This is a genomic window from Bacillota bacterium (assembly GCA_013314855.1).
Taxonomy (GTDB): Bacteria; Bacillota; Clostridia; order Acetivibrionales; family DUMC01; genus Ch48.
The window spans coordinates 1-13836 of sequence record JABUEW010000014.1; the positions used below are offsets into that span (position 1 = coordinate 1).

15 protein-coding genes are annotated in these 13836 nt (G+C 37.1%); 5 read left to right on the forward strand and 10 right to left on the reverse strand.

Translation table 11 applies throughout. The features are described 5' to 3' along the window. Nucleotides 1-125: 125 nt before the first annotated feature. Both HPY74_03660 and HPY74_03665 read right to left on the reverse strand, forming a co-directional pair. On the reverse strand, nt 126-827 hold the full coding sequence (locus HPY74_03660; GenBank protein ID NSW89774.1) for a hypothetical protein: 702 nt from the start codon (nt 825-827) through the stop codon (nt 126-128). Next, entirely contained in the window at nt 809-1531 is a 723-nt protein-coding gene (locus HPY74_03665; GenBank protein NSW89775.1) for a tRNA threonylcarbamoyladenosine dehydratase, read from the reverse strand. The genes HPY74_03660 and HPY74_03665 overlap by 19 nt, the downstream gene beginning before the upstream one ends. Nucleotides 1532-1716: 185 nt before the next feature. Here HPY74_03665 and HPY74_03670 point away from each other — a divergent pair, with 185 nt between their 5' ends. Together HPY74_03670 and HPY74_03675 are read left to right on the forward strand one after the other, a co-directional pair. Continuing rightward, nucleotides 1717-2103 (forward strand): OadG family protein, encoded by a 387-nt coding sequence (locus HPY74_03670; GenBank protein NSW89776.1) that lies wholly within the window; start codon nt 1717-1719, stop codon nt 2101-2103. A gap of 59 nt (nt 2104-2162) precedes the next feature. Further along, nucleotides 2163-3293: a sodium ion-translocating decarboxylase subunit beta gene (locus HPY74_03675; protein ID NSW89777.1), complete on the forward strand. Its 1131-nt coding sequence runs from the start codon at nt 2163-2165 to the stop codon at nt 3291-3293. Nucleotides 3294-3405: 112 nt separating this feature from the next. On the opposite strand, the gene HPY74_03680 is transcribed toward HPY74_03675, so the two are convergent. After that, nucleotides 3406-3855 carry a transcriptional repressor gene (locus HPY74_03680; protein NSW89778.1) on the reverse strand — a complete coding sequence of 150 codons (450 nt, stop codon included), beginning with the start codon at nt 3853-3855 and terminating at the stop codon, nt 3406-3408. A gap of 234 nt (nt 3856-4089) precedes the next feature. On the opposite strand from HPY74_03680, the gene HPY74_03685 reads away from it, so the two are divergent. Beyond that, nucleotides 4090-5310, forward strand: a complete 1221-nt coding sequence (locus HPY74_03685) for a cofactor-independent phosphoglycerate mutase (GenBank protein ID NSW89779.1) — start codon at nt 4090-4092, stop codon at nt 5308-5310. Further along, nucleotides 5307-6401, forward strand: coding sequence for a redox-regulated ATPase YchF (gene ychF, locus HPY74_03690; protein ID NSW89780.1), 1095 nt, complete (start codon nt 5307-5309; stop codon nt 6399-6401). The genes HPY74_03685 and ychF overlap by 4 nt, the downstream gene beginning before the upstream one ends. On the opposite strand, the gene HPY74_03695 is transcribed toward ychF, so the two are convergent. From HPY74_03695 to HPY74_03710, 4 genes are all read right to left on the reverse strand, one after another. Next, a complete protein-coding gene (locus HPY74_03695; GenBank protein ID NSW89781.1) occupies nt 6398-6859 on the reverse strand; it encodes a chemotaxis protein CheW in 462 nt (153 codons plus the stop codon). The two genes, ychF and HPY74_03695, sit on opposite strands and share 4 nt — an antisense overlap. A gap of 65 nt (nt 6860-6924) precedes the next feature. Further along, on the reverse strand, nt 6925-8037 hold the full coding sequence (locus HPY74_03700) for a Gfo/Idh/MocA family oxidoreductase (GenBank protein NSW89782.1): 1113 nt from the start codon (nt 8035-8037) through the stop codon (nt 6925-6927). Between the two features lie 20 nt (nt 8038-8057). Further along, a complete protein-coding gene (locus tag HPY74_03705) occupies nt 8058-8915 on the reverse strand; it encodes a sugar phosphate isomerase/epimerase (GenBank protein NSW89783.1) in 858 nt (285 codons plus the stop codon). An 84-nt stretch (nt 8916-8999) separates the two neighbouring features. Then, nucleotides 9000-9758, reverse strand: a complete 759-nt coding sequence (locus HPY74_03710; protein NSW89784.1) for a sugar phosphate isomerase/epimerase — start codon at nt 9756-9758, stop codon at nt 9000-9002. Between the two features lie 232 nt (nt 9759-9990). Here HPY74_03710 and HPY74_03715 point away from each other — a divergent pair, with 232 nt between their 5' ends. Continuing rightward, nucleotides 9991-10857 (forward strand): helix-turn-helix transcriptional regulator, encoded by an 867-nt coding sequence (locus HPY74_03715; GenBank protein ID NSW89785.1) that lies wholly within the window; start codon nt 9991-9993, stop codon nt 10855-10857. 19 nt (nt 10858-10876) lie between these two features. Here HPY74_03715 and HPY74_03720 read toward each other — a convergent pair whose 3' ends face one another. From HPY74_03720 to der, 3 genes are read right to left on the reverse strand one after another with little or no spacing between them, the layout of a single operon-like run. Beyond that, on the reverse strand, nt 10877-11887 hold the full coding sequence (locus HPY74_03720; GenBank protein NSW89786.1) for an NAD(P)H-dependent glycerol-3-phosphate dehydrogenase: 1011 nt from the start codon (nt 11885-11887) through the stop codon (nt 10877-10879). A 4-nt stretch (nt 11888-11891) separates the two neighbouring features. Further along, nucleotides 11892-12491, reverse strand: coding sequence for a glycerol-3-phosphate 1-O-acyltransferase PlsY (gene plsY, locus HPY74_03725; GenBank protein ID NSW89787.1), 600 nt, complete (start codon nt 12489-12491; stop codon nt 11892-11894). Then, nucleotides 12491-13822, reverse strand: a complete 1332-nt coding sequence (der, locus tag HPY74_03730; protein NSW89788.1) for a ribosome biogenesis GTPase Der — start codon at nt 13820-13822, stop codon at nt 12491-12493. Before der ends, plsY begins: the two co-directional genes overlap by 1 nt. Nucleotides 13823-13836: the final 14 nt, after the last annotated feature.

Sequence of the window (13836 nt, forward strand, 5' to 3'; positions counted from 1 at the left end):
TGAGCAAAATAATTACATTGATGTGCTATTAAATTTTATTCAAAATTATTTTGCGAGTTTGATTTGCCCCGAAGTGAATTTACAGGCTCTAGAGGCCTGGAGCACCGTTTCTGGAATATAATGGGTCATGGGAAGAAAATGCGCCCTTTCTCCCAGGGAAGATGAATCATTTTTTCCATATAGAGAATATCCCCTGTAATACCAGCATATTCCAGGCTTTCTGTATCTTTAAATAATGTAGACAATATACTTGTAAACATAACAGGTACGCCCAACTTAAGGGCAGCCTTCTCAATAACTTCCTTACTTTCCAACAGGTCATAGACGGTTGTAGCTCCCAGCAAATTAGTGTTATTTACAATCCCCTTTATCTTTAAACCTGAACTTTTTTCTATAGCAAAAAACATTTCTTCAATTTTTTCAACTGTATTTGTCATAAGTCTTTTTATGTTCACAACAAAAAAATGCCCATAATCCTCCTGCAAAATCTCTTCTTTATATCTGGATAGGGCTGTAGCGCCCAGGTCATCACCACCCACGTCAAAAACAACTCTATAATCTTTATTTTCCAATAATGTATTTATTTCCGGAGGTAGTGCAGGCACATCCACATTCGTATTTGCATAGGCAGGAGCAATCACCCATACTCCCTTGTTTTCTAAATACTCTTTTACATCCATTGTCCGAAAATATGGATTTACTATATCAAAATCTACTATGGCCGTTCTATTACTCATCTCCGATAATTTTAAAGCATAGTTTACCGCAACTTCAGTTTTCCCGCTGCCAAAATGGCCTGTAAAAATATTTATCCGTTTTGAAAACATATAAGCATCTCCTTTATTAAGTCTTTTACAACTTCCCCAGCAATTATAAGTCCGGCAACTGAAGGTACAAAAGAAATACTCCCAGGAACTTTCCTTGCATTAGTGCCATTATCCGTCACTTTTATTGGCTTTTCCGTAGAATAAACCACCTTCAGAGATTCAATCCCCCTTTTTTTAAGCTCTCTTCTCATAATTCTGGCGAAGGGACATACTGAAGTACTGTATATATCGGATACGGCAAACTTAGACGGATCCAGCTTATTTCCAGCACCCATACTGCTAATTATAGGTATTCCCATTTTTTTGGCTGTTACTATAAGTTCTACTTTGCTAGGTATAGTGTCTATTGCATCGACAATGTAGCTATAATCACTTTGTATCATCTCATGAGCATTAATCCCGGTAAAAAACTTTTGATAAGCATACACTTGGGCCATAGGGTTTATATCCAGTATTCTTTCCTTCATTACTTCAACCTTTGGTCTTCCTATAGTACTCATTGTCGAATGTATTTGTCTGTTAATATTTGTTATGTCTACACAATCACTATCAATAAGTAGTATAGAACCCACACCTGCCCTTACAAGCCCCTCAACAGCAAAAGAACCTACACCACCTATTCCAAATACTGCTACTTTGCTTTGTTTAAGTTTTTTCAGTCCTTCTTTTCCTATCAACATTTCTGTCCTTGAAAACTGATGCATACATTTCACTCCTCATATTAAAATATACATTAAAACACATATTACTACAACTCATATTTCAATAACACATCAACAAATTTATTATGTAAAAAATTTCTTTACGTATTGACTTAACGTATCATTTTGTGATAACTTTAACATAATGGGTAAGTTTGTGTTTTGATAACAAATAAGGAGGTGCAAGTGTGGAACTAGCGTTAACAGTAACATTTGTTGGATTATTTGTTGTTTTTACAGCTTTGATTATATTGGCGTTTATGATATTTTTTACCAGCAAAGTATTCGCCTTAAAAATTTCAAATAATAGAATAGTTGCTAATAATTCAAAAGCCCAAGACATACTCCATCCGACAAATATTAAAAAAGATACCGTAGCTGCCGAGAAGGATAATGCCGTAGTTGTCGAGAAAGATGAAAGTGAACTCATTGCTGTATTAACTGCAGCAGTAATGGCAAGTATGAAGCAAGCTCCAGATTTTAAGGTTAAAATTAAATCTTTCAAAAGAATATGTAATGATTCACCTGCCTGGAGTTCTGCAGGGTTAGCTGAACAAATCAGCAGCCGTATTTAAAAGTCAATAATTTATAATTTATAATTTAATCTATCTAAAAAGAAGGATGGAATTTGAATATGTTTTCGGAATTTACTAATACTATAAGTGAGCTTTTAAATAATTCAGGTTTTATCCAGGGTGACTGGAAGCAATTTTTAATGATACTGATTGCCTGTGTTTTAATATATTTGGCGATTGTCAAAAAGTATGAGCCTCTTTTGCTTCTTCCTATATCTTTTGGTATGCTCATTGCTAATATTCCCATGGCAAATCTTAGCTCCTATGATGAGGGAGGTTTGATATATTACCTGTACCAAGGTGTAAAACTAGGCATATACCCTCCGTTGATTTTCCTTGGTATTGGTGCCATGACAGATTTTGGACCATTGATTGCAAATCCAAAAAGTCTTTTACTTGGAGCAGCAGCTCAACTCGGAATATTTACAACATTTATAGGTGCATTAATTCTTGGGTATACGCCACAACAGGCAGGCGCCATAGGTATAATAGGCGGTGCGGATGGCCCCACTGCTATATTTGTAGCAAGCAAACTGGCTCCCGATATGCTGGGTGCCATAGCAATAGCCGCTTATTCATATATGGCCCTTGTACCTATAATTCAACCACCAATAATGAAACTTCTTACTACCAAAAAGGAACGCAGCGTAGTAATGAGTCAATTGCGGCCAGTTTCCAAACTTGAAAAAGTGGTTTTCCCAATTATAGTTACTATTCTGGTTTCATTGTTCATACCTAATGCAGCCCCCCTTGTAGGTATGCTCATGCTTGGAAATCTCTTTAGAGAAAGCGGTGTTGTTGAAAGGCTAAACAAAACTGCTCAAAATGAATTGATTAATATCATTACCATATTCCTTGGAGTTTCGGTAGGTGCTACAGCAACTGCAGATAGATTTCTTAATAAAGAGACCATTGGTATAGTAGTGTTAGGTCTTGCTGCATTTTCATTAGGTACAGCCGGAGGAGTATTATTTGGAAAAATCATGTACTGGGCAACAGGCGGAAAAGTAAATCCTTTAATTGGTTCTGCGGGTGTCTCTGCCGTGCCTATGGCAGCGAGGGTATCTCAGAAGGTAGGTCAAGAGGCAAATCCAAGTAACTTCCTTCTTATGCATGCCATGGGACCAAATGTAGCAGGTGTTATAGGTTCAGCAGTAGCGGCAGGGATACTATTGAGTATATTGGGTTAAATTGAAATCAACACTGTTAAAAGTACCCGTCTTTTCAAAAACGGGTACTTCTCTTTTACTTCTGTCGTCTTTCAGCCGAAACTATAACCTCTACAATTTATTGCAGGCGTGGTTAAGAGTTTCTGTTTCCATTGGATTTTAAACATTCTTTACAGTAACCGTAAAACTTTACGCTATGGTTTTTTACCAGAAATTCATTTTCTTTTAAAATCTGTTCTTCCAGCAACTCCAGAAGGTCATACTTTACTTCAGAAATAGAACCGCATTTTACGCAAATTAGATGGTGATGTAGATGATCTTCTTCACTTTTATTAAGTTCATATCTACCTTTTCCATCATCCAGGTCAATTTTATGCACAAACCCCATATCTTCCAAGAGCATAAGAGTCCTATAAACTGTTGCTACTCCAATTTCAGGTGTATTAATCTTGACAAGGCCATATATTTCCTCAGGACTTAAATGTTTTCCTTCATTTTGAATAATAATATCCAGTACAGCTTTTCTCTGGGCAGTAAATCTCAATCCCCTGGCCCTTAATTCATCTTCAAATATAACATTCATATCTATCATTAAACGCACTCCTTAAAACTTACATAAACACCATACTCATTACAAATTATCCTATCCGGAATATAAATACCACAATAACATTATAATCAATTATTTTACATTTTGCAAATTATTCTGTGATGGTAAGGAAAGCAGTGCTTAAAGAGTTGAAATTTTCACTTTACCAAATCAATATGATTCTGCTATAATAGGAGAAGTTGAAAAAATGAAAAAAGGATTGATTTTATGAAATATATAGTAATTCTTGGGGATGGAATGGCAGATTATCCTATATCCCAACTAGGAGACAAAACCCCCTTACAATACGCAAAAAAGCCGAATATAGATATTCTTGCTTCTAAGGGCATTGTTGGTTTGGTTAAAACTATACCGGATACTTTGCCTGCGGGAAGTGATGTGGCAAATTTATCGGTAATGGGATACAACCCGGAAATATACTATACAGGAAGATCACCCCTTGAAGCCATAAGTATGGGAGTAGACCTTGATACAAAAGATTTGGCTTTCAGGTGTAATCTGGTAACCCTGTCTAATGAGGAAAACTATACTGATAAGATAATGGTTGATTATAGTTCAGATGAAATATCCTCTGAAGAAGCTACAGAAATTATTAATGAAATCAACCGACATTTTAAGTCTCCGGAAATAGTTTTTTACCCGGGGATAAGTTATCGTCATTGTATGGTTTGGAAAAATGCTCCGGAAGGGTTTGATCTTACTCCTCCCCATGACATTCTGGGGAAAAATATTGCACCCTTTGTCCCTAAAGGCAAAAATGGTTCAGTCCTGCTTAATATGATGGTAGAGAGCTATAACATATTAAAAAATCACTATATAAACAAAAATAGAGTTAATAGGGGTTTAAGACCCGCCAACTCCATATGGCTATGGGGAGAAGGTAAAAAACCATCTATTCCAACTTTTTTTGAAAAGTATAATCTGGAAGGTTCAGTGATATCTGCGGTAGACCTTGTTAAAGGATTGGGTATATGCATGGGTCTTAAAGCTGTCCATGTAAAAGGGGCTACCGGTAACATTCACTCCAATTTCAGGGGTAAGGCAGATGCTGCCCTTGAAGAGCTTGAATCGGGCCGTGATTTTGTTTACATTCATGTTGAAGCACCGGATGAATGTGGTCATAGGTATGAAATTTACAATAAAGTAAAATCTATTGAATTAATTGATGAGCATATAGTGGGAAGGCTACTTGGGGGATTAAGGTATTTTGGCCATTACAGGATACTTATTCTTCCCGACCATCCAACACCGCTATCCTTAAGGACTCATACATCTGACCCTGTACCCTTCATAATATATGACAGCAGTTATGGAAAATCCTCTGGCGTCCAGAGTTATGATGAATTTCAGGCAAAAAATACAGGTATTTTTATAGAAGCCGGTTATAAATTGATGGATTATTTTATAGAAGGAAGGTTACTCAAATGAAGCTAGGTATTGTAGGTTTGCCAAACGTAGGAAAAAGCACATTGTTTAATGCATTGACTAAAGCAGGTGCAGAGAGCGCTAATTACCCTTTCTGCACTATCGAACCCAATGTTGGCATTGTCCCGGTCCCTGACGAAAGGCTAAACGTCCTCGGAAAAATGAGTAACTCAGAGAAAATAGTCCCTGCCACAATAGAGTTTATTGATATTGCAGGTTTGGTTAAAGGTGCTAGTAAAGGCGAAGGGCTGGGAAACAAGTTTCTATCCCATATCCGGGAAGTTGATGCTATTGTTCATGTAGTACGCTGCTTTGAAGACAGTAACATAGTCCATGTAAACGGGTCTATAAATCCTCCAAGGGATATGGAAACCGTCAACCTGGAACTCATATTTTCAGACCTTGAGTCTATAGAAAAGAAAATAGACAAAACCCAAAAAATGCTTAAATCAAGTGACAAAAGATACAAGATTGAGCTTAATATATATGAAAGAATAAAAGATAACTTGGAAAAAGGAATGCCTGTAAGGGCCTTGACATTTGACAAAGAAGAATTACCTCTAGTAAAACAGTTGTCTCTTCTTACAAGTAAACCTATAATATATGCAGCTAATGTATCTGAAGAAAGCATAAAAGCTATTGATAGTAATGCTTACTATCTTCAACTGAAAGAGGCTGCAATTAAAGAATCCTCTGAAGTTATAGTTATATGTGCCAGAATTGAAGAAGAGATTGCCCGACTTGATGATAAAGAGAAGAGGGAGTTTTTAAACCTTCTGGGCCTTGAAGAAACAGGACTTGATAAACTTATCAAGGCAAGTTACAGATTATTAGGATTAATAAGCTTTCTTACAACCGGACCCAAAGAATCCAGAGCGTGGACAATTGTAAAAGGGACAAAAGCCCCTCACGCTGCAGGTAAAATTCACAGTGACTTCGAAAGGGGCTTTATTCGGGCAGAAGTAATATCTTATGAAGAATTGGTCAAATGCGGCTCATATACTGCTGCTCGGGAAAAAGGCCTTATACGTTCGGAAGGAAAAGATTACATTATCCAGGACGGCGATGTGGTATTATTCAGGTTTAATGTTTAGGTGCCTGATAATGACCTCAACGCCTCCTCAGGGAGTACACTTTCTAAATGAATTATGGGAAAAAGCAATTCACCGTCTATTGCAAATTTTTTTATACAGGCATTCTCCGGAGTAGTAATTATCCTTGGGGTATCCTGTATAGCTTTACCCTTTAATCTCAATATTCTAGAAACATTATTTACAGCGAAACCCACAAGGATTTTATTAGCTCTTGCCAGTATAATTTTAGGATCATCAGGTACGGTTGTTCCTTCTAACCCCAGGTACTTTCCTAAATTCACAACCGGGATCATATTGCCCCGAACATTGGTATACCCTTCCATATAAGGCATTTTGTTTTCACTATTCCCGTATTCCCCTTGTAATATGCTATACTCAACAACCTCTTCAACCTCTTCAGCACTTGCCCCAAAAGGTAAGCCATCTAGAGAAAATACGACAATTTGGGCTTCATTCATACTAAAAACTCCCCTCATCAACAAAGTTCTTCATTGATTATAGCATACTTTACTATATTTTACAATTATTTAATGGATGCTTGTATTCTTTCCTGAAGTTTTTTATAAAACAAGTCTTCGTCAACAGGTATCTCCACCCAGTCATCCATCCAGGTTGATAAATATATTGCATTGGATATCTCAAGCCCATTTATTCCTTCTACACCGGGTGCCAGCAGTGGTGTTCCATTTAGGATTGAGTTAACCCAATTGGAGGTTATCCCTACATGACCTGTTGTAGAACCACTGACAGGTATTTCACATTTCCAACATTCCGGACTGCCAAACATCCCCTTAAAATCAGCATTATATTGCCTTTCGGAATATCTTAAACGCCAGAATATAATTTTATTATCTTCTACCACGATCTTTCCTCTATCTCCGGTTATTTCCAGGCGATCTGTCCCAGGAGCTTCTCCTGTGCTTGTAATAAATACTCCGGTAGCACCATTTTTATATTCAACATAAGCTGTTACATCATCTTCAACCTCAATATCGTGGTATTTACCAAAATGGCAAAAACCACGTACCTTCACGGGCATACCGCATATCCACTGCCAAAGGTCCAGCTGATGCGGAGCCTGATTAAGAAGCACACCCCCGCCTTCTCCTTCCCATGTGCCCCGCCATCCTCCTGAATTATAATAATTCTGTGTGCGATACCATGTGGTTATTATCCAATTTGTCCTTTTAATCTCTCCCAACTCTCCATTTAACAATAAATCTCTTACCTTTTGGTATAATGGGTTTGTACGGTTATTATACATAATACCGAATACTTTACCGCTTTTTTCCGCCGCTTCATTCATTTCCTTCACCTGCTTTGTATAGACTCCTGCAGGTTTTTCTATCAAGACATGTAAACCGTGTTGAAATGCCTTAATTGCAAATTCAGGGTGTGTATAATGGGCAGTGGCAATTAAAACTGCATCAACAGGAGCGTTGGCAAAAAACAAGTCGGTATTATCAAATCTTCGTACCTTATCTCCAAATTCTTCCTTTGCCAGTTCAAGCCGGGATTGGTTGATGTCACATACCGCACTCAATTCACCCCCCGGCACCGTGCCCTTGAATATGTATTTTGCGTGATTAAAACCCATATTACCCAATCCAATAACTCCGATCCTAACTTTTTTCATATCAAACCCTCCATGTAATGTTAACTTTGTATTTCTGCAATAATCTTCTTTAAAGCATGTACAGCGATAGCAAACTGCTTTGGGCCCCCCTCAGGCAGGTCATTTATCTTTGAATGGAGTTCAAGCTCGGTAAAACCACGGAAAGAGCCCAAATGGGGTTCTAAAGATAAGAAACCTTCAAATCCGCCGTTATACAAGTCCTGTAAAATATCTTTAACTTTACCGTCACCATAACCCGACGGCACAACCTGTTTGTCCTTTGCTACCGCATCCTTTATATGCAAATAGGCAATATAACCTTTTAGTAACCTATATGCATGAGGATAAGTTTCAACATCACACTGTACAAAATTGGCAGGGTCAAATACTGCCTTCATATAATCACAATCCATAGTCTTAAGCAAATCAAGACATCGTTCGGCGGTATCTCCGTAAATATCTTTTTCATTTTCATGAAGAAGTGTTATGTCATAACCTTCTGCTGCCTTTATAAACTTTTCCCACCTTCTCATAACTTCATCTCTATATAAAGCAGGATCCTCGCCTTTGGGTATATAGAAACTGAACATCCTGATATATTTGGTTTCAAGGATACATGCAATCTCCAGCGTGTGTTTAAAAAGCTCCAAATGTGGTTTGAAATCATCAGTAACCATTATTTTACCTATTGGAGAACCTACAGCAGATATTTTAAAACCTTTATCATCAAGCTCACTTTTAATCTCTTTCACCTCATCAAGAGAATGCCGTACCAAGTTTTTCCCGTTAACCCCCCTCATTTCAATATATTTTATATCATGTTGCTCCAAAACATCCATCTGTGTTGTAAGATTAGCATCTATCTCATCTGCAAAAGCACTTAAAATAAATTTACCCATATATACTCATTACCTCCCTTTTTTATTCTAACGGCATGTATCCCCGTGCCGCCAAAACTTCGCACCATTTGCCCCATATCCAGGCTACATGCTTTTAAGGTTCCTGAAACTTATAGCAAGGCTCTCAAAGGGATCCCTCAAGCAAATATCCTGTTCTACACAATACCATTTGACTCCAATGTCTTTGCATGTATTTAGGATTGCAGGCCAATTTAGATTCCCTTCCCCAATTTCAGCAAATATCTGTTTGTCTTCTTTTATAGCCATATCTTTAAGGTGAATTACATCCATGCGCCCCTTCACCTTCTTAATCCACTCTACAGGATCAGCACCTCCTGCCTGCACCCAGTATGTGTCAATCTCAAAGCCGAATACTTCAGGATCTGTCTCATTTAGAAGTATTTCCATGCCTGTCTTTCCATCAAATTTTTCAAATTCAAATTTGTGATTATGGTACACAAATTTAAGCCCCTCATCCGCAAATTTCCGGGCAATCTTTGAAAATTCCTTCGCAAATTTTACAAATCCTTCTGCATTTTTCCTATATTCAGGCGGCATGCTGCCCAAGCCTATATATTCGCAGTCCCAAATTTTATGTTCTTCTACAAGCGCATCAAAATCATTTATCATCCTGTTATAAGGCATATGAGTTACTATAATTTTTACACCGGCCTCATCTGCCAAATCCTTTAGATGATAAGGATCTATTGCGCCAAACCCCGACACCTGCACGGCATCATAGCCTATTTCCTTAACCCTATGCAAGGTCTTTTTAATATCTTCAGGAGTTTGCGTAAAATTCCTCACAGTATATAATTGCGCAACAATTTTCTTAGTATCCATAAAATCATACCTCCATCTTTCTTGATCTTCCATGCTTAAAATTCTCCTATTTAAGGGTACATTTAAGCCGGGTGCATTTAATTTAAGTGAAGAAAATATATGCCCCCTCATTTACACTCTTCATTTTATTTATTATAATATATTATAAAAGCAAAGTCTTTGCTTTTATTGGCCAATAGATTGCTTTTTTTGCTTTTAATATTAAATATTAACAGTATGGAATGTGAAAACAATGGATGAAGTATTTAAAAAATATTTTAAGAATCCCTCCGGTATAATTAATTATTCTCATAGCAAAACCAATACATATACAGGAATGGATTTTCACCTTCATGAGTTCTTCGAAATATACTTTTTTATTTCAGGTAATGTAAACTATTTTATTGAAAATAAAGTATACCACCTCAAATACGGCGACCTGCTGATAATGAACAACCATGAAATACATAGGCCTTCAATTTCTCCAGGAGAACAATACGAGAGAATAGTAATCCATTTTGATCCTTCTATAGTCCAAGTATTCAGTTCTCCGGGCCTAGATTTGATATCATGCTTTGTCGATAGGCCCAAAGGAGAATATAACAGAGTAAGTTTAAACAAGTCACAGATAGATGAAATACAATATATGTTATCAAAGGTGGGACATTATAGCACAAATGTAAATGCTTATTGCAGCATCCTAAAGTTTACTGCTTTTATTGAACTTTTAGTAAATATTAATAAGATATATAATATATATAATGCAGTGGAGAATAAAGATGAGTACAGCAAGATCCCTGAAAAACTTGCCTCAATAATAGACTTTATTGATAAAAACCCTGAAAAGGATCTATCTCTTCAGGCTCTGGAAAAAACCTTTTATATAGACAAGTATTACCTTAGCAGACTATTTAAAAAACATACCGGCAGCAATATTCATGAATATATTTTGTATAAAAGGATTTCGAAAGCTAAAAGGCTGTTATCTGAAGGGTACAATATTACCGATACATCAATCATGTGTGGGTTTAATGACTATTCTAATTTTTATAGAATGTTTAAGAAAACAGTAGGTGTTTCTCCGTCACATTATAAAAAAAACACGGCTTTTAAGTTATAGTCCGCTTATAATACTTCCGCTATTTTATTCCCCTCATTTCATAAGTCTTATCTCTTGTCATTAAATCATTAACAGCCTCTTCAGGGTCTTTTCCATTAAACAGAACATCATATGCTTCAAAAGTTATAGGCATAATAATATTTTCACGCTTTGCAAGGTTATATGCGGCTCTTGTAGTTGTTACCCCCTCCACTACCATTTTAACCTCACTAATTGCTTCATTTACTGATTTTCCTTTGCCAATCAGTATCCCTGCCCTTCTATTCCTACTATGCATGCTGGTGCATGTAACAACTAAATCACCTATGCCCGCAAGTCCTGCAAAAGTCTGAGGATGGGCTCCAAGAGCCATCCCTAACCTAGTTATTTCTGCAATCCCCCTTGTTATTAATGCAGCTTTAGTATTGTCACCATAGCCTAGGCCATCGGATATTCCCGCACATAATGCTATAACATTTTTTAATGCACCGCCCAGCTCAACCCCAATGATATCTTGATTAGTGTAAACCCTGAATTTAGAAGACATAAATATATCCTGGGCATATTCAGCAGCCTGCTTATTACTCGATGCGGCAACATAGGCTGTAGGTATCCCCAGGGCTAATTCTTCCGCATGACATGGGCCTGAAAGCGCAACATAAGTTGCCCCTGGTATCTCCTGCAAGACTACTTCTGAGAGGCGAAGCCCCGTACTCTCCTCCAGTCCCTTGGAAAAACATGCAATTATCTGCTCATCATTTATATAACTTGAAATAACTTTTACATTTGACCTTATTGTTTGTGATGGAATTACCAGTACAACCATATGTGTATTCCTTAAAGCTTCTTCAATATCTGCTGTACAGAATACACCCTCAGGTATTTTGACACCTGGAAGCTTTTCAACCTGCTCCCTCGTTTGATTTATCATATCTACCTCTTCTGTAAAAGGTGACCATATTTTTACTTTATGTCCATTTCCTGCCAGCAATATTGAAAGCGCCGTACCCATACTCCCGGCCCCAATAATCGAAATATTTTTATTTCCCATAATATCACCCTGTCTTTTTACCCAGCTTTGATTCTGTACCATTTATTAACCTTTCAATATTTGAGTGGTGTTTTACAATTACTAGAAATCCTAATGCTATAGAAAAGACTATAAGCTCAATACTACGGTTAAACAAAATAGCCAGGATAGGCAAAATGATTGCTCCTGTAATAGAACCTAAAGATACGTATCTTGTTAATAAGACAACAACTATAAAAGCACCAAGTGCTATTATTGCCAATTTCCAGTCAATAAAAACCATAACTGCAAAAGATGTAAGGACTCCTTTTCCGCCCTTAAATCCAAAATACACGGGCCAATTATGGCCAATAATAGCAAATCCTCCTGCAACAATGGCCCCCGTTTGCCCTGCAATATAGTAGCCCACAAAGCAGGAAATAATTCCCTTTAAAGCATCTCCAATTAATACTAACAGGGCAGCAGTCTTCCCGAGTATCCTCAAAGTATTGGTTACGCCTGCATTTCCACTGCCATGTTTTCTTACATCAACCCCATAAAACCTGCCGATAACCAATGAGCTGTTTATACTACCCAAAAGATAACCGATAGCTGCAGATATGACAATCCTAAGAATTGTATCCATCAAAACATTACCTCACTTTCTTTCTCCTTTATAATAAACTTTATTGGAGTACCTTTAAACCCAAATGTTTTTCTGAGTTGATTTTCAAGATACCTTTCATAAGAATAATGCATCAGTTCTTTATTATTCACAAAAATAATAAAACTTGGCGGTTTAATACCCGTCTGAGTTATATAATAAATCTTTAAACTCTTCCCCTTATCAGATGGAGGCTGTACCATTGCTGTTGCTTCATTTATTACTTCATTCAAAACTCCTGTAGGTATTCTTAATGCAGATTGTTCCCATACTTGCTTTATCAAATCGAACAGGCGTCCAACTCTTTGTCCTGTTAATGCAGAAATAAACAACACAGGAGCATACATCATAAAACTCAATTTTTCTAATACCCGCTTTTCATAGTCTTCAAGGGTACCTGTTTGTTTTTCTACAGAATCCCATTTGTTTACTGCAATTATGGATGCTTTACCCTTTTCATGGGCATAACCGGCAATCTTAGTATCTTGTTCTGTAACACCATCCTGTGCGTCAATCATAATCAGGCACACATCTGCCCTTTCTATAGCAGTCCATGACCTAATTGTACTATACTTTTCAATGTTATCTGTAATCCTGCTTTTTCTCCTTATCCCCGCAGTATCTATAAATATAAACTTATCCTCACCTTTTTCTACATAAGTATCTACGGCATCTCTTGTTGTTCCGGGGATATCTGTTACAATAAGCCTTTCTTCCCCAAGAATCCTGTTTATAAGGGATGATTTCCCTACATTCGGTTTCCCGACAACCGCCACTTTAATTGTATCTTCGTCTAAATCCTCACCATCATCTTCAGGAAAATAATTGTATATTTCATCTAAAAGTTCTCCTATAGCTAAACCATGTATAGATGAAATAGGAATTGGCTCTCCCATACCAAGGTTATAAAACTCATACACCTCCGGCGGTGTATTTCCAATTCTGTCAACCTTGTTTACTGTCAAAAGTACCGGTTTATTTGTTTTTCTAAGCATATTGGCCACTTCATAGTCCGAAGAGGTCAGTCCTTCTTTGGCATCAACCATAAAAACAATAACATCAGCAGTTTCAATAGCAATTTCCGCCTGTCTTCTCATTTGCTGCATTATTTCATCCTGGGCATAAGGCTCAATTCCGCCTGTATCAATCAAAATAAACTTTCTGTTTCTCCATTCTGCTTCAGTATATATCCTATCACGGGTTATACCCGGCGTATCTTCTACAATTGATATTCTTTTTCCTGCAATATAGTTAAATAAAGCGGACTTGCCTACATTAGGCCTTCCTACTATTGCTACAATAGGTTTTGACATCATTTCACCTCCAA